This is a genomic window from Yersinia sp. 2542 StPb PI, from assembly GCF_048593855.1.
Lineage (GTDB): Bacteria > Pseudomonadota > Gammaproteobacteria > Enterobacterales > Enterobacteriaceae > Yersinia > Yersinia enterocolitica_E.
Genome location: NZ_JAZGQA010000005.1, coordinates 17,178 through 40,347, shown reverse-complemented (window position 1 = coordinate 40,347; position 23,170 = coordinate 17,178). Strand labels below are relative to the sequence as shown.

Below are 23,170 nucleotides of genomic sequence, written 5' to 3'. Positions count from 1 at the left end.
TTTTGGGCTTGCGCAGTGCTCGAACTCCTCACGTACTATGTGTACGCTCCGTTGGCTGCGCGCTGGGCGCACCCAGACTGACTTTGCTCGCGACGCCTTGTTGGGGATAGTTAACGGCTACTGCGCGTGTGTATTTTGAGCTTGCGTTGTGCTCAAACTCCTTTCGCTCGCGACGCCTTGTTGGGGATCGTCAGCGGCTACTGCGCTTTGCCACTCTGGGCTTGCGCCGTGGTTGCTATGATCATATTCACTATATACCCAAAGTAATTGGAGTTGCAGGTAGGCAGCCAGCAAACTCATCCCAATGAGCTTACTCAGGTAAGTGATTCGGGTGACAAATCTGCCCGGAGCAGATTTGAACGCTGCTAGCAGCGGCCTCGCAGAGGCGAGGCTCATGGACGGGCCGAGTAGTGCGCGTAGCTAACAACCCTGCGGCTTCAAGTCTGAAGGGTATAGTTATAAATCCCTGGCGGTAGTACCAACTGCCAGGCGATTTCTTCGGCCTTTTCCCTGCCGAGCAGCAAAAATACGATCTTCAGTGCGAAATCGATGGAAGTACCCGGCCCTTGGCTGGTGACCAAATTCACCCGCCGATCATAAACTACCCGCTGATCCATCCATTTAGTGGCATCGATTTTATCTTTCAGTGCTGGGAAGCCGGTCATATTGCCAACAGGGAACAAATTGTGATGCTCAAGTACCAAGGCGGGAGCAGCGCAAATGGCGGCCACCAGTCGTCCTTCATTATGGGTTTGACGCACAGTAGCAACCAGCAGCGGGCTATCGCGAAAACATTCCGCACCTTTTATACCACCAGGCAGGACCACCACATCAAATTTCTGATCCGCCACATCCACTAAACGGGTATCTGCCAGCAAGCGGACACCGCGTGAACAGACAATTTCCAATGCTCCATCACTGGCGACACTGGCGGTTGTTACCTCGATACCGGCGCGCACCAGAACATCAATAGTGGTGACCGCCTCGGTCTCTTCGCTACCAGGAGCCAGGCAAACCAGCGCCGATACGCTCATACTCATTTTCCTTACGTTTTATTAAATCATATAAGTGGGCATTTTCCGGTAACGTCATACCGTGGTTGCGCGCACGCCGCAGTAAATAACCAGTAATGTAATCTATCTCGGTATGCCGCTGGCAGCGTAAATCCTGCAATAACGACGAGGTATTATCTGCGGTACTCTGGATAACATCGTTAACATAGCTTAACAGGCTGCTGGTTGAGGTGTGGTAGCCCTCCATCTCCATAACACTGGCTACCTCGGCACATAAACTGCTAATCAGCTCTGGGTAGCGCTGCAAGTCACCATTGCGGCAGTTATACAGCCCTGTGAGCGGGTTAATTACACAGTTTACCGCCAGTTTTTGCCAACAAGCTGCTGATATATCGTTATGCCAGGCGACATCCGGCAGTGCCTGATGTAGTACATCGGCCAGATGGCTGATATCTATTGCCGTTGGCGAGGTTGGGCCAATATGCGTAACCCCACTGGCAACATGGACTATCGTGTTGCCGTCATGTCGGGCTGCATGAGTGGTTACACCATGCAGGAAGGTATACTCATGGCGCGGCAGTTCGTCCTCTGTGCCCATACCATTATGCAGCAGTAAAATTTTACACTCAGGGTTAAGCTTGGGTAATAGGGCGATGACAGCGCTGGATACTTGCCACGCCTTTAAGCACACCAGTAATAATTCACTTTTCGACAAATGCTCTGGATCATTAGTCGGTAGGTTCTGGTTGAACGCCTCATTGCTTAACGTAATAACATTGACTGAACAAAAGGGCTGTGGCACACGGAGCCAGCCTTGTACATCATGGCCTTGCTGATACAGCGCTGATAGCCATAACTGCCCGAGAGCTCCGCAACCAAGCACAGTAATTTTCATTGAAACCCCCTTGGTGTAAGCGGAAAGCACACTGCATCGTTCTAAATGTTATGTGTTGATTATAGACTTTTTAGTCATTAAACGCAGGGCTAGCAACAAATCGGGTCCGTTAATAACCGCGGCTTCGTTGAGTAATTGTCTGCGGCATGGCTTTGTCTGCGTAGATAAAGCGGTTATTATGCTTGCCAGTCATCTTATCAGGAGGAGGGAATATGCCATCTTTCGACATCGTATCTGAAATTGATATGCAGGAAGTGCGTAACGCAGTTGAAAACGCCACCCGTGATCTGGCGAACCGTTGGGATTTTCGTAATGTTCCGGCGAGTTTTGAGCTAAATGAAAAGAACGAAAGTATCAAAGTCGTCAGCGAATCTGATTTTCAGGTTGAGCAGTTGTTGGATATCTTACGTGCTCAATTGAGCAAGCGTGGTATTGAAGGTGCTGCATTAGAAATCCCGGAAGAGATGGAGCGCAGTGGGAAAACCTACAGTGTGGACGCCAAGCTGAAACAAGGGATCGAAAGTGTCCAGGCTAAGAAGCTGGTTAAGCTGATTAAAGACAGCAAGCTGAAAGTTCAGGCACAAATTCAGGGCGAACAAGTCCGGGTAACAGGCAAGGCGCGTGATGATTTACAGAGTGTCATGGCCTTGATTCGTGGTGCTGATCTGGGGCAGCCGTTCCAGTTCAATAACTTCCGCGACTGATATTGAGTTAACGAGCCAGGTACAAAGGTGTTGATAGCCTTTGTACCTTAGCGCTCTCTTATACCGCGTTAACTAACTGCTCTAACTGGTTGCGATTAGTCTGTTTGGTATCAACTTTGATATATGCACTGCGTTCGGCCATCACTACAACCGCTTCTGTCACCCCTGGCTGAGCCTTGAGCCGCTGTTCCAATGCGGAGTCTTTCACCGCCAATTCAGATAAGGTAATGCGCAGGCTACTGACATAGGGCGGTTCTTGCATAGTGGCACTGACTGCAAACCACACGAGCGCAATCACCGCACCGCCAGCAAACACCATACTTGCCCCTTCCATGCCAAATAGCCATCCCCCCAAGCTGCCGCCAATAGCTACGCCAATAAATTGACTGGTGGAATAGATCCCCATTGCCGTGCCTTTATACCCGGCTGGTGACTCTTTACTGATCAACGAGGGTAAAATAGCCTCCATCACATTGAACGCAATGAAGAATAATTGCACACCAGCAATAATCACCCAGAGGTTGTGGCCGGCAGACCACAGCACTACTTCGGCGGCAAACAGCACCGCAACGCAGCCCATAAAGACCTGTTTCATGCGGCGTTTGACTTCAGCATAAATAATGAACGGCACCACCGCTGCGAATGAAATCAGCATTGTCACCAGATACACTTTCCAGTGTTGAGCCGGGACTAAACCTGCGCTGGCCATAATCTGCGGTAATGCAACAAAGCTCGACATCAGCAAAATATGCAGGCACATAATGCCAAAATTGAGCTTAAGCAACCGGCTGTTACTTAACACCTTACTGACGCTACCTTTAACAATACTGGACTCGCGGTTAAGTACATGGTTATCAGCATCCGGCACCACAGCTAATGTAATGACAATCCCTAATAGCGCCAGTATGGCGATAGCCCAGAACAGGGCATGCAGGCCAAAGGCATGGGTGACGATGGGCCCGAGCACCATGGCAATCGCAAAGGTAATACCAAAACTGACACCGATAAATGCCATGGCTTTGGTGCGATTTTGTTCACGGGTCAAATCAGATAGCAGCGCCATGACGGCAGCGGCAATGGCACCGGAGCCTTGTAGCGCGCGGCCCAGAATAATGCCCCAAATAGAGTCACTCATTGCAGCAATCACACTACCAAGGGCAAAAATTAACAGGCCGCCCACGATCAGCGGTTTGCGGCCAATACGATCGGAAACTAATCCAAAGGGGATCTGAAAAATAGCTTGAGCCAGTCCGTAGATGCCAATGGCTATGCCGATTAGCGCTTCGCTGGCGCCAGACAGTGCCATACCATAGGTGGTGAGAACCGGCAAAACCATAAACATGCCCAGCATGCGCAGTGAGAAAACGCTGCCCAGCCCCCAGGTTGCCCGAAGCTCAAGCGGAGTCATTTTATTGTCGTTCATTACACCTCAAAAAACATTCTGCACGATATCGTCATCTTTCAAGGTGCCGGTGTGTTGGCCGCACTTTGAAATCTATAGGGTGTATTGTAATGATGTTAATAGGGGCCGGTAAATCTATTGATGTTTAGAATGTATTACAGGCGAGATTTTAGGTGAAAGCAGGGTAGGGCAGAAAGAGAAAGTGGCTGGCAGGAACAGGCCCATCAGCCACTCTATTTGTGTCTATCAATGCGCTAGGTGTTACCCGACGTAAGTCAGTAATCCAACCGAGGAAGGGACATTGAAATCGACTGACATCATGACGCTCAATGATGTAATAGCAATGATTGAGAAGACAAAGAGTTTTCTCGCCCATACGCTGTCATTGGTCGCTTTGTAGCCACGTAATGCCATACCCAGCCACCAGACACTGACCGCCGCTGCGACAACCAGATACTTATAACCGGCATAACCACTTAATGTCAGCATCAGGGTCGCAACCATAAACGCCAGAATATACAGGGTAATATGGTTTTTGGTGACCGATATGCCTTTTATTACCGGCAGAACCGGAATGTTGGCAGCCTGATAATCCTTAAAGCGGAAAATTGCGATGGCATAGGAGTGCGGCATCTGCCACAGACTGAAAATCAGCAGCAAAATCAATGCACCCATATCGAACTGGCCGGTGACCGCACAGTAACCAATTACGGGTGGTGCGGCTCCTGACAAGCTGCCGATCAATGTTCCGTAGACTGACTTGCGTTTCATGTAGAGGCTATAAACCCCGACATAGATAACGAAACCGATAATCGCCAGCATCATTGCTAATAGATTGGCGGCCACGTAGAGCAACAGCATGCCAACAATACCCAGTACGGACGCATAAATCAGGCTCACTTTCGGATCGATAAGCCCTTTGACCAGGACACGATTCTTCGTTCTCTCCATGATGCTATCGATATCACGGTCGATATAGTTGTTAAATACGCACCCGGAGGCAACAACTAACGAGACACCGATCAGGGTGGCGAGAAAAAGGGGGTAATCAATCACGCCTTTGGAAGCGAGGAGAAATCCCCCAACGACAGAAATTAAATTGCCGAAAATAATTCCTGGTTTAGTTACTTGCAGGTATTGCTTAATCATCACATGCAGCTCTTCAGTCAACCATCATATTGATGTTGAGGTTGTACATAATCCAGAGTGAGCCCACTACAACGATTGCGATAATCATAGCGGTGAACAGGAACGCCACCAGATTCCAACGTTCTTCAGACGATCCATTCATGTGCAGGAAGTACACCAGATGCACAATAATCTGCACCACAGCTAAACCGACCACTGTGGCCAGAATAGTTGTATGAGAGGCGGTACCACTCATCACCATAGCGAATGGAATAACTGTCAGAATCACCGATAGAATGAAGCCAATAAGATATGACTTCAAGCTACCGTGGCTGGCTCCACCGTGAGTCGTTGTTGGGTGACTAGATGTTGGATGACTCATTACATGACTCCTAACAGATAGACAACGGTGAATACGCAGATCCACACCACGTCCAGGAAGTGCCAGAACAAGCTCAGGCACATCAGACGGGTGCGGTTGGTTTCATTCAATCCGCGTTTTGCTACTTGAATCATCATAATGATGATCCAGACCAGACCTGCGGTAACGTGAATACCGTGGGTGGCAACCAGTGCGAAGAAGCTAGACAGGAACGCACTGCGATCCGGGCCATAGCCTTCAGCAATCAGGTGATGGAATTCATAGATTTCCATTGCCACAAAGCCCAGACCGAACAAGAAGGTCAGACCCAACCAGGTGTTGACCTGGTTTTTATGGCCTTTGTTCATGCCCAGCATCGCAATGCCGTAAGTAATACTACTGAACAACAACAGGAAGGTTTCGACCAGAACAAAGTTCAAATCGAAGATATCCCGCCCTGAAGGACCGCCAGCGGTCCCGTTTACCAGCACTGCATAGGTTGCGAACAAGGTCGCAAACAAAATACAGTCGCTCATCAGGTAGATCCAGAAGCCGAAGACTTTCGTCGCTCCCGCATCGTGATGCCCATGCTCTGCATGGGCGACGTTGTGGTTAGTCAGAGTTTCAGTTGACATGATTCACGCCTGCTTTGCTGATTTGTTCATGATGAAGATCCTCAATGCGCTCAACTTCTGCAACTGGCACATAGTAATCAACATCCTCGTCGAAGCTCTTCACAATCCAGGTAACAATCATGCCGACGAAGCCAATAATGGCCAGCCACCAGATGTACCAGATCATGGCAAAGCCGAAGATCAAGCTGAAGCCAGCAATAATCACACCTGCACCGGTATTCTTCGGCATGTGGATTTCTTCGTATTTCGCCGGACGTTTGTACGCTTCACCTTTCTCTTTCATATCCCAGAACTCGTCACGGTCAACAACTTCAGGCACTACGGCGAAGTTATAGAACGGCGGTGGGGAAGAGGTAGACCACTCCAGCGTACGGCCACCCCATGGGTCACCGGTCAAGTCACGATTTTGTTCGCGGTCACGGATACTGACGAAGACCTGAATAACCTGACACAAAATACCGCAGGCAATCAGTACTGCACCACCAGCAGCCACCATCAACATCGCGTGGAATTCTGGATTGATATCTTGGCTCAGACGACGGGTCATACCCATAAAGCCCAGAACATACAGCGGCATAAAGGCTACGAAGAAACCGATTATCCAGAACCAGAAGGCACGGATACCCCATTTCTCATTAAGCGTAAAGCCAAAGGACTTAGGCCACCAGTAAGTCAGGCCAGCAAAGCAACCGAACACCACACCACCGATAATCACGTTATGGAAGTGGGCAATCAGGAACAGGCTGTTGTGCAGTACGAAGTTCGCACCTGGAACCGCCAGCAGAACCCCGGTCATCCCACCGATAGAGAAGGTGATGATGAAGCCAATGGTCCACAGCATTGCAGAGTGAAACTGAATACGGCCCTGATACATGGTGAACAACCAGTTGAAGATTTTCACCCCGGTCGGGATGGAAATGATCATCGTAGCTATACCGAAGAAGGCGTTAACGTTGGCACCGGATCCCATAGTAAAGAAGTGGTGTAGCCAAACGATAAATGACAATACGGTGATAGCGATGGTTGCCCAAACTAAAGAGGTGTAACCAAACAGACGTTTTTTAGAGAAGGTCGCAGTAACCTCGGAGAACACCCCGAACACCGGCAGGACCAAAATGTACACTTCTGGATGGCCCCAGGCCCAAATCAAGTTGATGTACATCATCATGTTGCCACCCATATCATTGGTAAAGAAATGGGTGCCAAGGTAACGGTCCAGAGTCAGTAACGCGACAGTTACGGTCAGGATCGGGAAGGAAACGATAATCAAAATGTTGGTGCAAAGTGCCGCCCATGTGAAGACAGGCATCTTCATCATCGACATGCCAGGTGCACGCATTTTCAAAATAGTGGCGAAGAAGTTAACACCGGTCAACAAGGTCCCCAGACCGGAGATTTGTAGACTCCATATCCAGTAATCTACCCCGACACCTGGGTTGTACTCTTTACCTGATAGTGGCGGATAGGCCAACCAACCGGTTCCCGCGAATTCACCGACCCCCAGAGAGATGTTAATTAACACCACCCCGACCACAAAGAACCAGAAGCTCAATGAGTTCAGGAACGGGAAGGCAACGTCACGAGCACCGATTTGTAGCGGTACGACCACGTTCATCAGACCCACAACAAAAGGCATCGCCATGAAGAAAATCATGATAACGCCGTGAGCGGTGAAGATCTGATCATAGTGATGAGGTGGCAGGAAGCCGGCCTCACCAGTGGAAGCAAGTGCTTGCTGGCTACGCATCATGATAGCGTCGGCAAAACCACGCAACAGCATGACCATGGCGACCAGGATATACATGATACCGATTTTTTTATGGTCAACCGAAGTCAGCCATTCGCTCCATAACCATTTCCATTTGCCGAAATAGGTCAGAGCAGCAACAAGAGCCAGCCCACCCAGGACAATTGCAGCAACGGTAACCATAATGATTGGTTCGTGTAGCGGAACCGCATCAAGTGTTAATTTTCCCAACATCGTTTTATTCCTCGGCTCCGGCGTGAGCGGCGTGTTCGCCCATATCCATGCCCTGGCTCATATCCATACCTGAATGGGTATCATCGCCTTTCTGGTGCATGTTCATATCGCCCATAAACTTGCCAATAATTCCTTTAAACAGCTCCGGTTTAACATTGGAGAAATACTCAACCGGGTTATTTTCGCTCGGTTCAGCCAGTTTATTGAAATCGTCAGTGGTATTCAGGGTGTTCGGCGATTTTTTCACCTGTGCGACCCACTGGTTGAACTCTTCCTGCGTCGGTGTTGCGATTGCAGTGAATTTCATACCAGAGAAGCCTTTGCCACTGAAACTACTGGAAATACCATTATATTTACCAGGTTCGTTAGCAATCAGATGCAGTTTGGTTTGCATCCCGGCCATCGCATAAATCTGCCCACCTAACTGAGGGATAAAGAACGAGTTCATTACTGAGTTAGAAGTGATTTTGAAATTCACCGGAACGTCAGTAGGGAAGGCCAGTTCATTAACTGTAGCAATACCTTGTTCTGGATAGATAAACAGCCATTTCCAGTCAAGGGAAACCACTTCAATAGTGATCGGTTCTTTACCAGCCACTACGATAGGTTTGAACGGGTCAAGTTCGTGGGAGGTTTTCCAGGTTATCGTCGCCAAAATAGCGATGATAATGATTGGAACAGCCCAGACAACAAGCTCAATTTTGTTGGAATGGGACCAGTTGGGGGTGTAGGTCGCACTTTTGTTGGACGCGCGGAACTTCCATGCAAAAGCAAACGCCATAAAAATAACCGGAACCACGACGATCAACATTAAACCGATAGCAGTAAGTATCAGTGTTTTTTGTTCGACTCCGATTGCGCCTTTGGGGTTCATCAATGCCATATCGCAACCACTGAGCATTACAGTGGCTGCAAATAAAGACAACATACCCATATTTTTAATGTATTTCTTAAGTCTCATCTAACGACCTCAATTACAAAAGGGCTCTATTGTCGTTTCATGTGTGCGGGCATTTTACGGGAAGGTTGCAAGACTGTAAACATGCTTAAGATTGTGTCAGCGGCTTGTTGACACTTTATGTTAAGGGGGTCACAGATGTTGCCTTGCGTGGTAATTTACTAATAGCAACAATATGTTGGCGGTGGGACATAGTTGCCAGACTGCGGATGTTAAGGAAAAACAACAGTAATTAGCCTTTTACTCATGGGAAATACTGATTTTAAATTCGTAGATAGACTTATTTTGTGTAAATAATATGTGGTGTAAAAGTAAATTAAAATATATTCCGAGGTGATCTAAATAGCCACCTCGGAATCATTTAGCTAGAAATTATATTTAATAGAGTAAATGATAGCATCTTGTAAAAAGTCTTCCCCCAACTTGTTATAAGCATAGCGGTACTGAATACCGGTGGTAAATTGCTTAACCGGTGTCCACCACAGTGAAATGGCACCATTCACACCGTTACGGCCGCCATTGCCTGCGGCATAGCGTTCTGCACGGTTGAATTCAAGCTCGTTCCAGTTGGTAATACTGAATTTTTCATCAAACGCGGTGAAGTCATAACCTGCAACCCAACCCACCACATAACCGTTATTACCTGAATAATAGGTTTGATCAACATAATGTAATGCCACGAAAGGCTTCATCCACACGCCCGCTAGCGTTGCGTTATAGCCGACACCGTACAGGGTGTTCACTTCGTGGAAGTTACTGTAATCATTACCTTCAGCACTCGGTAGTGAGTAAGTACCATAGACGTGACCGTACAGATTGAAACCGGTATCACCTAAATAGTAGCGGCCAGTAGTTTTAAAGGTGTAGCGCTGATTATCACCGGGTTGTGCTGTTTTTGAATTAAATGGGTTTTCTAGATCAAAGAAACCATAGACCTCCCCCCAGCTATAACCTGCCCCCCCTTCTAACTCGATATAAGCGAAGTCATCTTTATGTGATGAACCCCCTGATTTATGCGTAGTGCTTCGGGTCCAGTCAAGATAGTTCATGCTGATATTACCAAAACCCCACTGGTATTCAGCTTGGGCAACTGGAGCCAAAGTGACTGTTGTCAGCGCGAGCGCACCGATAAGAATTTTACGCATAAATGCCTCTGTGTAGTTGAAAGATGTCAGGGGAAACAAAAGGACACAGTCCTTAACAAAAAGTGCGCTCATCATAGTCCCACAGCACGAAAGGATAAATAGTTGAAAGTGATTCGGATCTCATTTTGTGAATAACAATGTGCAACTGTTACTTAAATATGTGACTCATATCAATAAGTGAGCAAGGAAGGATTCAGATGGCTTATTTTACTGGCATAAAAAAAGCCGGTATAAGTACCGGCCTTTGTCATCTAATGCAGTTTATTAGGCTAATTTTTCGCGCCTGAGTGCCAGATAATCTAATACTCCACCCAGAAGCATCCCGACGACGCTGAGCTGAATACCGCGTAACAACAACATATCAGCTACGTGTGGGGCGGCGGTCCAATCCAATGCGTTACTTATCAGTAAAATTAGCCATATAGCTAACAATATGCAGCCAACCGTCAACAAGCGTAGCGCCCAGCGATAAGCGGTTTTAAAAGCAGTTCGAGGCATAAATTCATCAGTTTTCTGGGTGTGCTCCAGCGTTTGGCGACAAATATACAGTAGGAATAGGCCTGGAATGGCTGCCGCAATAGAGAATAGATAGAACAATGGCCAGCCATGTGTTTCAACAAACCATCCAGCAATCGGGCCAACATAAACGCGCCCAACGGCGGACAGCGCTGATAACAGGGCAAATTGTGTCGCGGAGAATGACTTGTTACACAGTGTCATCAGCAATGCGACAAAGGCCGCAGTTCCCATACCACCACACAGATTCTCCAGGAAGATGGCACTGCCCATGGAGAAGATATTCTTGTCAGTGATGGATAACAGCCAATAACCCACATTCGAGATAGCTTGTAAAATACCGAATATCATCAACGCGCGGAACAAGCTCAGGCGTTGCATTAACAGGCCGCCATACAGTGCGCCAATAATTGTGGCAATCAGTCCTAATGATTTATTCACCAACCCGACTTCACCGGCATCAAACCCAACACCACGGATCAGAAAAGTGGTACTCAAACTCGCGGCAAAGGCATCGCCCATTTTGTACAACACAATTAACAACAGAATCAGCCATGCATTGTTGCGGCCAAAGAAATCACGCAATGGGGCGACGATCGCCTGTTCCAACGTTTTTGGTGGCGCGATACGGATATCAGGTTCAGGAGCCAATAAGGTAGCAAACACCCCAATTAACATTAGCCCGGCCATTAACCAGTAAGTGGATTGCCAGCCAAGATAGCGATCCGCTATCCATAGCGCCAGCCCGCCAGACACCAGCATTGCGAGACGATAACCCAGCACGGAAACTGCGGCACCAGTACCGCGCTCTTCTGCGGTGAGCAAGTCGGTTTTATAGGCATCAAAAACAATATCTTGCGATGCCGAACAGAAGGCGACCAACACGGCGATTGCCGCCAACCACCATAAATGCTTCGCAGGCTCCATAAAGCCCATGGCAATAATCGCGGCGATTAAAAACAGTTGGCTTATCACCAACCAACCGCGCCGACGGCCAAGAAACGAGGGAGTGTAGCGGTCCATCAAGGGGGACCAGAGGAACTTGAAGACGTAGGCCTGACCAACCAGAGAGAAGATACCAATGGTTTTCAGATCGACGTTCTCAACCGTCATCCATGCTTGCAGCGTACCACCGGTAAGGGCCAAAGGAAGGCCGGAAGCAAACCCCAACAACAGAAGAATAAGGGAGTTACGTTGGGTAAAAAGGTTTGAATAGCGATTGGGCATGTGAGACCTACATGCTCTGCCCCAAGGTCGGGGCAAAGCATTCTGTTAAGCAGTAATAATGATATTAAGCAAACAACCGATTAGCGGGCATTTTGTTTGATAAAGCCGCTGACGCTAGTATCTTGCGCCATATCTGCAATAACATCGCTCAACACAGTATTAACGGCATTGGTGATTTTTTCGTTAGTTGCAGTAAATGCGCCCTGAACGTTGTAGCTGGCACGGTAGTTTTTAACCTGTTTATTACCATTTTTTGCGGTCGCAGTAATGGAAATATCCGCTTTAGTGGTGATGTTGTAGCGCAGGTTACCTTCCTGTACATCGGCAAACAGTTGGTTTACTACAATCTGCAAATCAACTGGAGCATCGGTACCAATCATATAGCCACGAGCAGTCATCTGTTTTTCCAACACTTCCTGTAACAGGAAACGCAGGTCACGGGATGGGGTTAATACCACCAGTTGGCCTTCACGATTTACTTTAGCCAGTGCAGCATCTTGACGCTGGTCTGCACCATTAATGCTGATAGTAATCCCCATCAGAGTTGGATCTTGCGGTGGTAATACCACCTTCGGGGTGACATTCAGAGTGTTGTTACTGGCAGCACAACCCGCCAGTATAAAAACAGCCAACAGCGGGAAAAGAATTTTCTTTAGCATGTTCACTTTCTCAATAGTTATGGAATTCTTTAATAATCAGAGCGGGATAGCTGCCATGTTATTTTGCGAATGTGCAGTCGCGCCATCATAGCACTGAGATTGGCTGGTGGAAGATCCTGATGTAGAGAAATTCAGCAAAAAAAGTGATTTTTCGCCCTGTGACCTTTCATTTTGCTTAAAGACCTTACAAGTAACCTTTTCCCCTGACTATCAGATTAGCCTTATACCTTAAATGAGCAGAAGGGAGATATTCGGGATATTTTGTATCTGAAATGTTATAAAACAGCGAAAATCAACTAATATTGCAGTAGATAGTGGGTTTGCAATAGATAGATAGTGGGCAGCTTTCTGCCTCAGCGGTAAGGAGAACATGATGATTTTGATTCGGGAACAAATTGAAGAAAAACTAAAAGCGGCATTTGAACCGGATCATTTGGAGGTGATTAATGAAAGTTATCGCCACAATGTTCCAGCCGGTTCTGAAAGTCATTTTAAAATTGTGATCGTCAGCGATAAATTTCAAGATCAGCGCTTTCTCAGCCGCCATCGTGCGATTTATAGTGTGTTGGCTGATGAGCTGGCCGGCACTGTTCATGCATTGGCCTTACATACCTACACGCTGAAAGAGTGGGCGGGGTTACAAGACACGGTACCAACTTCTCCATCTTGTCGTGGCGCAGGTACATTGGCTTAGCAGGTACATTGGCTTAAGTGACAGTATTAATCCAAAACAGGCTGGATAACAGTAGTAATTCCGGCCTGATTTAGGGTATTAGTAGGTGAGAATTTAGCAAGCGGCCTCAGGGCCGTTTGTGTTTCTGTATAGGCGACACCTTTATTTCCTTAGTGCGCCACAGGAGTTTTAGCCGAAGGAACGATTCACGCGTGAATTTTACCGCGACAACATTCGCTTGCTTTCCTCGACTCATAACCTGTGCGCCGCTATAATGTCGCGTCTTATTTTTCCGGAATGGTTTCGGGACGCTTCTGACATCTGGGATACTCGGTTCTGTATAATGCGGCCGTCCCGGTTCTTAGAGGGTGTTTTCAGAGTTAGCATCATTCCTGAAAGGGTAATGGTGCTGCTTTGTTTGCAGCTTCTGGAGTTGACCGAGCACTGTGATTTTTTTGAGGTAACAAGATGCAAGTTTCTGTTGAAACCACTCAAGGCCTTGGCCGCCGTGTAACAATTACTGTTGCTGCTGACAGCATTGAGAAAGCAGTAAAAAGCGAATTAGTGAAAGCCGCTAAAAGTGTTCGTATCGACGGTTTCCGTAAAGGCCATGTGCCGATGAACATCGTTGAACAGCGTTACGGCGCATCTGTTCGCCAGGATGTTCTGGGTGACCTGATGCAACGTAATTTCGTTGATGCGATCATTAAAGAAAAAATCAACCCAGCTGGCGCACCAAACTATGTGCCTGGTGAATTCAAGCAGGGCGAAGATTTTACTTATTCCGTTGAGTTTGAAGTGTACCCAGAAGTTGAGCTGAAAGATCTGGAAAGCATTGAAGTAGAAAAGCCAGTTGTTGAAGTAAACGACGCTGACGTTGATACCATGCTGGAAACTCTGCGTAAGCAACAAGCTACCTGGAAAGAAACTGACGCTGCTGCGACTGCAGAAGATCGCGCAACTCTGGATTTCACCGGCTCTATCGACGGTGAAGAGTTTGAAGGTGGTAAAGCGTCTGATTTCGTACTGGCAATGGGCCAGGGTCGTATGATCCCAGGTTTCGAAGAAGGTGTTATCGGCCATAAAGCCGGTGAAGAATTCACCATCGACGTAAACTTCCCAGAAGATTACCACGCAGAAAACCTGAAAGGTAAATCAGCTAAATTTGACATCGTGTTGAAGAAAGTTGAAGTGCGTGAGCTGCCAGAACTGACTGAAGAATTCATCAAGCGTTTCGGTGTTGCTGATGGTTCAGTAGCAGGTCTGCGTGCTGAAGTGCGCAAAAACATGGAGCGTGAGCTGAAAGGCGCAGTGCGCAACCGTGTTAAAACTCAGGCAATTGACGGCCTGGTCAGCGCTAACGAAATTGACGTTCCAGCGGCACTGGTTGAAGGTGAAATCGACGTTCTGCGCCGTCAGGCTGCACAGCGTTTTGGTGGTAACGAGAAACAAGCTGCTGAACTGCCACGTGAATTGTTCGAAGAACAAGCTAAACGTCGCGTAGTTGTTGGTTTGTTGCTGGGCGAAGTTATCAGCCAGCACGAGCTGAAAGCGGATGAAGATCGCGTTAAAGCACTGATCGAAGAAATGGCATCTGCTTACGAAGATCCACAAGAAGTGATTGAGTTCTACAGCAAAAATAAAGAGCTGATGAACAATATGCGTAACGTTGCTCTGGAAGAACAAGCAGTAGAAACACTGCTGGCTAAAGCCAAAGTAACTGAAAAACCAACTACCTTCAGTGAACTGATGAATCAGACCACTGCTGCGTAATGTTTTTTAGCGCATCAAGCTGGATGTAATATATCGCCAAAAAATTGGCGTTGCAGGTAGGTTGCAATTGAACAAATACCGATGAGCTAAAGCAGTAAAGTGATTCGGGTGAGTGTCGGTAGCTGGCACTCTGCAACTCCTGATACGAAGGGTATATCCGGTTTTTTGACTGATTAAGCCCGTAGCCTTTGGCTACGGGCTTTTCTTTTTGTAACAATAATCACTCAATAGTATGATTAATCTGGCATGTTTCGCCCTAATCTGCGCTATATTTGAAAAGTGAAATGCAATACTTAACAGATGAACAATCAATAGAGCGTCAGGATTACGGCAAAGATAATGAGCGTCCGCTTGGTTAAAAAAAAGTGCTCAGGGGCTTGAAAAAGACGATTAATCCCCCAATTAACCTAACAGACGTTCATATAAGATGTTAATGAAACACTGGCTGATTACCACCGTCGAATGTGTCTGGGTAACCAGACGGCTTGCACGCGACCTTGATGCATGAACATAGTCATCATTACTTATCTCAAGTAGAATCGGTTATGAATGGCGCCAAAGTAAATTCTATTAGGAGACGGTAATGTCATACAGTGGCGAACGAGATCAATTTGCACCTAACATGGCTCTGGTGCCAATGGTGGTTGAGCAGACTTCACGTGGGGAGCGTTCTTACGATATCTTCTCCCGTCTGTTAAAAGAGCGCATTATTTTCCTGACCGGTCAGGTTGAAGACCATATGGCCAACCTGATTACGGCACAGATGCTGTTTCTGGAAGCAGAAAATCCAGAAAAAGACATCTTTTTGTATATCAATTCACCAGGCGGGGTGATCACTGCTGGGATGTCAATTTATGACACCATGCAATTCATTAAACCTGATGTCAGCACTATCTGTATGGGCCAGGCATGTTCAATGGGTGCGTTCCTGTTGACTGCGGGTGCTAAGGGTAAACGTTTCTGCTTGCCGAATTCACGGGTAATGATTCACCAACCGTTGGGCGGTTTCCAGGGGCAGGCGACAGATATTGAAATTCATGCCAGAGAGATTTTAAAAGTGAAATCGCGCATGAATGAACTGATGGCACTTCACACGGGAAAATCTCTTGAAGAAATAGAGAGAGACACTGAACGTGACCGTTTCTTGTCGGCTGAAGAGGCTGTAGGATACGGATTAGTTGATTCCGTGTTCACCCGTCGTGACTAACGACTTATTTCTGTGAGCCGATATACTATAGTGTATGTAAATAGAACAAATCGTGTAATCGAACAGTTGTATTGCACATTGTTCACTAACTACCCGATATATCGGCTGTCCGCTGAAGGTTAGCGCGGCGTCCAGCAATAGCGAGAATAGTCTCCCTGCCACCATAGTTTCGGGTGTGGCAGATACTGAAGAAGAGGTTTACTGATGACAGATAAGCGCAAAGACGGTTCTGGAAAGCTGCTGTATTGCTCTTTCTGCGGCAAAAGCCAGCATGAAGTGCGTAAGCTAATTGCCGGGCCGTCAGTGTATATCTGCGATGAATGTGTCGATTTGTGTAACGACATTATTCGCGAAGAGATCAAAGAAGTTGCCCCGCATCGGGAGCGCAGTTCGCTGCCTACGCCGCACGAAATCCGCCATCACCTGGATGATTATGTCATCGGTCAGGAACCGGCGAAAAAAGTGTTGGCAGTTGCGGTATACAACCACTATAAGCGTTTGCGCAATGGTGATACCAGTAATGGTATCGAACTGGGCAAAAGTAATATTCTACTGATTGGCCCAACCGGTAGTGGTAAAACACTGTTGGCAGAGACATTGGCTCGTTTCCTGGATGTGCCGTTTACCATGGCAGATGCGACCACGCTAACTGAAGCAGGTTACGTGGGCGAAGATGTTGAAAACATCATTCAGAAGTTATTGCAGAAATGTGATTACGACGTGCAGAAAGCGCAACGTGGTATCGTCTATATCGATGAAATTGATAAAATTTCACGTAAGTCTGATAACCCGTCTATCACGCGTGACGTCTCGGGTGAAGGTGTGCAGCAGGCCCTGTTGAAATTGATTGAAGGGACGATTGCTGCCGTACCACCACAAGGTGGCCGTAAGCATCCGCAGCAGGAGTTTTTGCAGGTTGATACCTCTAAAATTCTGTTTATCTGTGGTGGTGCTTTCGCCGGCCTGGACAAAGTTATCGGGCAGCGCATTAACACCGGAACGGGTATCGGTTTCGGGGCTACGGTAAAAGGCAAGTCAGAAAAAGCAACCGAAGGCGAGTTGTTGAGTCAGGCTGAGCCAGAAGATTTAATTAAATTCGGCTTGATCCCTGAATTTATTGGCCGTTTACCGGTAGTTGCAACACTGAGTGAATTGAGTGAAGACGCGCTGATTCAGATCCTGAAAGAACCGAAAAACGCACTGACCAAACAGTATCAGGCGTTGTTCAATCTCGAAGGTGTGGAGCTTGAGTTCCGCGATGAAGCGTTGACTGCAATCGCCAAGAAAGCGATGGCGCGTAAAACAGGTGCTCGTGGCCTGCGTTCTATCGTAGAGGGCGCATTGCTAGATACCATGTACGATTTACCGTCAATGGACAGTGTGGAGAAAGTGGTGGTAGATGAGTCAGTTATTGCTGGCCAATCTGCGCCGATGCTGATTTATGGCCAACCGGAAGCCCAAGCTTCTGGCGAATAATTAGCCAAATAATCCAGATGGTTAGTATGACAATGGGGGATTTTATCCCCCATTTCTTTTTCCTCGCATTGTAATCGTTGAATGTAAGACATTCGTCCCCATATACTCAATTACCTATTTAGTGAAACTCGTGATGACTCGTGTTTCACGAGATTCCCAGTAATCTGGCGGAAGCTAAACTAAGAGAGAGCTCTATGAACCCTGAGCGTTCCGAACGCATAGAAATCCCCGTATTGCCTCTGCGCGATGTGGTGGTTTATCCGCATATGGTGATCCCACTGTTTGTTGGCCGGGAAAAGTCGATTCGGTGCCTGGAAGCGGCAATGGACCATGATAAAAAAATCATGCTGGTTGCGCAGAAAGAAGCTTCGACTGATGAGCCTGGTATCAACGATCTGTTTTCAGTAGGCACTGTAGCCTCGATTTTACAAATGCTGAAGTTACCTGATGGCACGGTCAAAGTGCTGGTTGAAGGGCTACAGCGTGCGCGTATTACCACGCTTTCCGACAGCGGTGAGCATTTTGCTGCTCAGGCAGAATATCTTGAATCGCCAGTGATGGACGATCGTGAACAAGAAGTATTGGTTCGCACGGCGATTAATCAGTTTGAAGGCTATATCAAACTGAATAAAAAGATCCCACCAGAAGTGCTGGCTTCACTGCACAGCATCGATGATGCAGCACGTCTTGCGGATACTATCGCGGCACATATGCCGTTGAAGTTAAATGATAAACAGGCTGTTCTGGAGATGTTCGATGTCACCGAACGTCTGGAGTACCTGATGGCGATGATGGAATCAGAAATCGATCTGTTACAGGTTGAAAAACGGATTCGTAATCGCGTCAAAAAACAGATGGAAAAGAGCCAGCGCGAGTACTATCTGAACGAGCAAATGAAGGCCATTCAGAAAGAACTGGGCGAGATGGACGATACGCCGGATGAGCACGAAGCGCTGAAGCGTAAAATCGAAGCGGCTAAAATGCCGAAAGATGCACGTGAAAAAACCGAAGCTGAGCTGCAAAAACTGAAAATGATGTCACCGATGTCTGCGGAAGCAACCGTAGTACGTGGTTATATTGATTGGATGTTGCAGGTGCCTTGGAACAGCCGCAGTAAAGTTAAAAAAGACTTGGTAAAAGCGCAGGAAGTTCTGGATACCGATCACTACGGTTTGGAACGAGTTAAAGATCGTATTTTAGAATACCTCGCAGTACAGAGCCGTGTTAGCAAGATTAAAGGACCAATCCTGTGCCTGGTAGGGCCTCCTGGGGTGGGTAAAACCTCTCTGGGGCAATCTATTGCTCGTGCTACTGGCCGCCAGTATGTCCGTATGGCGCTGGGTGGGGTGCGTGATGAAGCGGAAATCCGTGGTCATCGCCGCACCTATATCGGTTCTATGCCGGGTAAATTGATCCAGAAGATGGCGAAAGTTGGGGTGAAGAACCCACTCTTCCTGTTGGATGAGATTGATAAGATGGCGTCCGATATGCGCGGTGATCCTGCGTCAGCACTGCTGGAGGTTTTGGACCCAGAACAAAACGTTGCATTCAACGATCACTATCTGGAAGTGGATTATGATCTGTCGGATGTCATGTTCGTTGCCACCTCCAACTCCATGAATATTCCAGCGCCGTTGCTGGATCGTATGGAAGTTATTCGCCTGTCCGGTTATACCGAAGATGAGAAACTCAATATTGCCAAGCAGCATCTGTTGCCGAAACAGTTTGAGCGCAACGCCATTAAGAAAGGTGAACTGACCATCGATGACAGTGCCATTATGAGCATTATCCGTTATTACACCCGTGAAGCTGGGGTGCGTAGTCTGGAGCGTGAAATCTCCAAACTGTGCCGTAAAGCAGTAAAAAATCTGCTGATGGATAAAACGGTTAAGCACATCGAAATCAACGGTGACAACCTGAAAGACTTCTTAGGTGTGCAGAAGGTCGATTATGGCCGAGCTGATACTGAGAATCGTGTAGGTCAAGTGACCGGGCTGGCATGGACGGAAGTGGGTGGTGACTTACTGACTATTGAGACTGCATGCGTTCCGGGCAAAGGCAAGCTGACTTACACCGGCTCGCTGGGTGAAGTGATGCAAGAATCAATTCAGGCGGCACTGACAGTGGTACGTGCGCGCGCAGATAAATTAGGTATTAACCCTGATTTCTACGAAAAACGCGATATCCATGTGCATGTGCCTGAAGGTGCGACGCCGAAAGATGGCCCGAGTGCAGGTATTGCTATGTGTACCGCGCTGGTTTCTTGTCTGACCGGTAACCCAGTGCGCGCGGATGTGGCGATGACCGGTGAAATCACCTTGCGTGGTTTAGTATTGCCAATCGGCGGTTTGAAAGAGAAATTGCTGGCAGCTCACCGTGGCGGGATCAAAATTGTGCTGATTCCCGAGGATAACAAACGTGATTTGGAAGAGATCCCAGACAATGTTATCGCTGATCTGGAGATTCATCCGGTTAAACTAATTGATGATGTTTTAGCCATCGCGTTGCAAAATCCAGCCTTCGGGGCACAGCCGGTAGCGTCAAAATAGTGACGGATCGCAAGAAGTATTGATAAAACTGATGCTGGTAAGTGAAATGCTACTTGCCAGCTATTTTTTGTGCCGCTAAGTTAGTTCGTCTGTCCGACAAAAGTTTATGCCTTTGGGCTGCTTGCCAAGGTTGGATAGGATTGATATAACAGCTGCGCTGTCGTGTTGTCCGTAGGGATTTTCGGCGCGACGATAGAATTCTAAAGGGGATGAAAGAGTGAATAAGTCACAACTGATCGACAAAATTGCCGCAGGTGCAGATATTTCCAAAGCGGCCGCTGGGCGCGCGTTAGATGCAATTATTGCTTCTGTTACTGAATCTTTGAAAGAAGGGGATGATGTAGCTCTGGTTGGTTTTGGTACTTTTGCAGTACGTGAGCGTTCTGCACGTACTGGCCGCAACCCTCAGACAGGCAAAGAAATCAGTATTCCTGCTGCTAAAGTACCAGGCTTCCGTGCCGGTAAAGGCTTGAAAGACGCAGTAAACTGATTGCCGCGTCAATTCTCATCTGCGCGTATACCCAAAGGAAATGAAGTAGCAGTCAGGTTGTAAGCGAACGAATACCGATGAGTCTGCTCAGGTCAGCGATTCGGGTCAGTGAAAGTAGCGGGCACCTGTGCAACTTCAAGTACCAAGGGTATATATTGTTTGTGTTAAACAATAACCTGACGCAGTTGAGCTGGTAAGGTAAGATACAAGGCGCATCGTTAATGATGCGCTTTTTTTTCGCTTAGGCAGTTGAACTGGCTGAGCGCTAAACGGGGGTAAAATGTTAGTCTGACGAGAGAATATCAGCGACCCGTTTAGAGCAAAAATAGGCAGTAACAAATAGAGTAAGCAGTTTAACGCGCAGCAGCACGAAGGGCTGTCGCAAGGAATGCTGGGTTTATTTAGACCTGCGCAACAGTTTTAATCCATATTACAGCGGAGTATTGTCACATTATGATGGACAATTTACGCGCGGCTGCTAATAACGTCGTGCTCAAAATCATTCTGGCCTTGATCATGTTGTCCTTTATCCTGACCGGGGTTGGCAGCTATCTGATTGGCGGTTCCAACGACTTCGCAGCCAAAGTTAATGGCCAAGAGATTAGTCGTGCTCAGTTAGAACAGGCTGTACAGAGTGAGCGTGGCCGCTTGCAGCAGCAATTAGGTGAACAATTCTCCGCACTGGCCGCAAATGAAGGCTACATGCTGCAATTACGCCAGCAGGTATTGGGGCAGTTGGTCAACAACATGTTGCTTGACCAGTACGCCAAAAAACTGGGCCTGACTGCTAGCGACGAACAAGTTAAAGATGCCATCCGTCAGGCACCTTATTTCCAGACCGATAATAAGTTCGATAACAACAAATATCTCGAACTGGTTAATCGGATGGGCTACACCCCTGATCAATTCGCGCAATTACAGCGTCAGCAGCTCATTAATCAACAATTGCTGCAAGCGTTTGGCGATACTGGCTTTGTTCTGCCTATCGAAGCACAGGCGATGTCAGAGCTGATTTTGCAGCAACGTGAAGTTCGTCTGGCGACAGTTGACCTCAAAGCCCTTCAGGCACAGCAGAAAGTCACTGATGAAGAGCTGCAAGCCTACTACGACCAGAACAAGAATAGCTTCATTGCACCGGAACAGATGAAAGTCAGTTTCATTACGATGGATGCTGCCGCGATGCAGGACAAAATCACGGTCACCGAGGAAGATATCGCGGCGTATTATGAACTGCATAAAAGCAGCTATACCCAGCCGGAACAACGCAACTACAGTGTGATTCAGTTTAAAACTGAAGCTGAAGCCAAAGCGGCGTTAGAGGAGCTGAAAAAAGGTGCTGATTTTGCTGCGATGGCAAAAGAGAAATCTACCGATATCATTTCCCGCAAAAATGGGGGGGAACTGGGGTGGTTGGAACCAGAAACTACGGCTGATGAACTGAAACAAGCGAATCTGACCGAGAAGGGCCAACTGTCTGATGTGGTTAAATCTTCGGTGGGTTATCTGGTTGTTCGCTTAAATGACATCAAACCTGCCCTGGTTAAACCTTTGTCAGAAGTGCATGATGCACTGGCAAAACAAGTTAAGCAGGAAAAAGCCGTTGACGCTTACTACGCGTTACAGCAAAAGGTCAGTGAAGCCGCTACCAGTGATAACGAATCTCTAGCCTCAGCGGAAGAAGCAGCAGGCGCTAAAGCTAAGCAAACCGGCTGGTTTACTCGCGACGCAGTACCTGCTGAGGTTAACTTCAAACCGGTTGTACAGGCAATCTTTGACGGTGGCCTGGTCGGTGAGAATGGTGCGCCAGGTAGTAATTCAGATGTAATCACTGTTGACGGCGACCGTGCTTTTGTTATCCGCATTGATGCTCATAAACCTGAAGGTATTCAACCATTTGATCAAGTACGCGATCAGGTTGCTGAGTTGGTGAAACGTCAGAAAGCAGAACAATTGGCACGTGTTGATGGTGAGAAACTCCTGACTGCACTGAAACAAGGTAAAGGCGAAGAGGCGATGAAAGCCGCTGGTATCAGCTTTGGCGAGAAGAAAACCTTGTCACGCGCACCAGACGATGATCAATTAGTGCAGACTATTTTTGCCTTGCCTCATCCGCAGAAAGATCAGTCGGTTTATGGCTTATCCCAGGATCGTCAAGACAACATCGTACTGATCGAACTGCTATCAGTAACTCCGGGTAAATTGCCGGAAGGCGAGATGAAGACCTTTAGCGCTAAAATGCTAGAAGGGTCAAGCGGTGTGACTTTTGATGCATTGATGGCAAATCTGCACAAACAGGCAACCATTAAGATGGGTCCAGCGGAGCAACAGCAGCCGCAATAAAACCATAATTGCTATGAGTCTCGCATACATCTGCAACT

At 47.5% G+C, this 23,170-nt stretch carries 19 protein-coding genes; 8 read left to right on the top strand and 11 right to left on the bottom strand.

What is annotated here, in order from left to right; translation table 11 throughout:
* Positions 1-437 precede the first annotated feature (437 nt).
* Together yajL and panE are read right to left on the bottom strand one after the other, a co-directional pair.
* The gene (yajL, locus tag V1952_RS01745) at positions 438-1,034 is read right to left on the bottom strand and encodes a protein deglycase YajL (RefSeq protein ID WP_372558189.1); all 597 of its coding nucleotides are present in this window, start codon (positions 1,032-1,034) and stop codon (positions 438-440) included.
* A complete protein-coding gene (gene panE / locus V1952_RS01740; RefSeq protein WP_372558190.1) occupies positions 997-1,908 on the bottom strand; it encodes a 2-dehydropantoate 2-reductase in 912 nt (303 codons plus the stop codon). The genes yajL and panE overlap by 38 nt, the downstream gene beginning before the upstream one ends.
* 212 nt (positions 1,909-2,120) lie before the next feature.
* On the opposite strand from panE, the gene V1952_RS01735 reads away from it, so the two are divergent.
* Entirely contained in the window at positions 2,121-2,612 is a 492-nt protein-coding gene (locus tag V1952_RS01735; RefSeq protein WP_083160041.1) for a YajQ family cyclic di-GMP-binding protein, read from the top strand.
* Positions 2,613-2,670: 58 nt separating this feature from the next.
* Here V1952_RS01735 and V1952_RS01730 read toward each other — a convergent pair whose 3' ends face one another.
* The 9 genes from V1952_RS01730 to V1952_RS01690 form a co-directional block, all read right to left on the bottom strand.
* A complete protein-coding gene (locus V1952_RS01730; protein ID WP_102970458.1) occupies positions 2,671-4,035 on the bottom strand; it encodes an MFS transporter in 1,365 nt (454 codons plus the stop codon).
* Between the two features lie 240 nt (positions 4,036-4,275).
* Positions 4,276-5,163: a heme o synthase gene (gene cyoE / locus V1952_RS01725; protein ID WP_083160039.1), complete on the bottom strand. Its 888-nt coding sequence runs from the start codon at positions 5,161-5,163 to the stop codon at positions 4,276-4,278.
* Positions 5,164-5,176: 13 nt separating this feature from the next.
* The gene (locus V1952_RS01720) at positions 5,177-5,524 is read right to left on the bottom strand and encodes a cytochrome o ubiquinol oxidase subunit IV (RefSeq protein WP_032812973.1); all 348 of its coding nucleotides are present in this window, start codon (positions 5,522-5,524) and stop codon (positions 5,177-5,179) included.
* Positions 5,524-6,138: a cytochrome o ubiquinol oxidase subunit III gene (locus tag V1952_RS01715; protein ID WP_083160037.1), complete on the bottom strand. Its 615-nt coding sequence runs from the start codon at positions 6,136-6,138 to the stop codon at positions 5,524-5,526. Before V1952_RS01715 ends, V1952_RS01720 begins: the two co-directional genes overlap by 1 nt.
* Positions 6,128-8,119 (bottom strand): cytochrome o ubiquinol oxidase subunit I, encoded by a 1,992-nt coding sequence (cyoB, locus tag V1952_RS01710; protein WP_420074244.1) that lies wholly within the window; start codon positions 8,117-8,119, stop codon positions 6,128-6,130. The genes V1952_RS01715 and cyoB overlap by 11 nt, the downstream gene beginning before the upstream one ends.
* 4 nt (positions 8,120-8,123) lie before the next feature.
* Complete coding sequence (gene cyoA / locus V1952_RS01705) at positions 8,124-9,080, bottom strand: cytochrome o ubiquinol oxidase subunit II (RefSeq protein ID WP_420074243.1); 957 nt, start codon at positions 9,078-9,080, stop codon at positions 8,124-8,126.
* A 362-nt stretch (positions 9,081-9,442) separates the two neighbouring features.
* Complete coding sequence (locus V1952_RS01700; RefSeq protein WP_372558193.1) at positions 9,443-10,222, bottom strand: outer membrane protein OmpK; 780 nt, start codon at positions 10,220-10,222, stop codon at positions 9,443-9,445.
* Positions 10,223-10,486: 264 nt separating this feature from the next.
* Positions 10,487-11,965, bottom strand: coding sequence for a muropeptide MFS transporter AmpG (gene ampG / locus V1952_RS01695; protein ID WP_420071247.1), 1,479 nt, complete (start codon positions 11,963-11,965; stop codon positions 10,487-10,489).
* An 80-nt stretch (positions 11,966-12,045) separates the two neighbouring features.
* Positions 12,046-12,624 (bottom strand): lipoprotein, encoded by a 579-nt coding sequence (locus tag V1952_RS01690; protein ID WP_083160027.1) that lies wholly within the window; start codon positions 12,622-12,624, stop codon positions 12,046-12,048.
* Between the two features lie 373 nt (positions 12,625-12,997).
* Between V1952_RS01690 and bolA the strand changes: the two genes are divergently transcribed.
* The 7 genes from bolA (at position 12,998) to ppiD (ending at position 23,132) form a co-directional block, all read left to right on the top strand.
* Positions 12,998-13,318 (top strand): transcriptional regulator BolA, encoded by a 321-nt coding sequence (gene bolA / locus V1952_RS01685; protein ID WP_372559839.1) that lies wholly within the window; start codon positions 12,998-13,000, stop codon positions 13,316-13,318.
* A 447-nt stretch (positions 13,319-13,765) separates the two neighbouring features.
* Entirely contained in the window at positions 13,766-15,070 is a 1,305-nt protein-coding gene (tig, locus tag V1952_RS01680) for a trigger factor (RefSeq protein ID WP_083160023.1), read from the top strand.
* A gap of 583 nt (positions 15,071-15,653) precedes the next feature.
* Complete coding sequence (gene clpP, locus V1952_RS01675; RefSeq protein ID WP_005272733.1) at positions 15,654-16,277, top strand: ATP-dependent Clp endopeptidase proteolytic subunit ClpP; 624 nt, start codon at positions 15,654-15,656, stop codon at positions 16,275-16,277.
* 204 nt (positions 16,278-16,481) lie between these two features.
* A complete protein-coding gene (gene clpX / locus V1952_RS01670; RefSeq protein ID WP_004703362.1) occupies positions 16,482-17,753 on the top strand; it encodes an ATP-dependent protease ATP-binding subunit ClpX in 1,272 nt (423 codons plus the stop codon).
* A gap of 194 nt (positions 17,754-17,947) precedes the next feature.
* Positions 17,948-20,302, top strand: a complete 2,355-nt coding sequence (gene lon / locus V1952_RS01665; protein WP_005182204.1) for an endopeptidase La — start codon at positions 17,948-17,950, stop codon at positions 20,300-20,302.
* Positions 20,303-20,519: 217 nt separating this feature from the next.
* Positions 20,520-20,792: a nucleoid-associated protein HU-beta gene (gene hupB, locus V1952_RS01660; protein ID WP_004392663.1), complete on the top strand. Its 273-nt coding sequence runs from the start codon at positions 20,520-20,522 to the stop codon at positions 20,790-20,792.
* A gap of 453 nt (positions 20,793-21,245) precedes the next feature.
* On the top strand, positions 21,246-23,132 hold the full coding sequence (gene ppiD / locus V1952_RS01655; protein WP_372558195.1) for a peptidylprolyl isomerase: 1,887 nt from the start codon (positions 21,246-21,248) through the stop codon (positions 23,130-23,132).
* Positions 23,133-23,170: the final 38 nt, after the last annotated feature.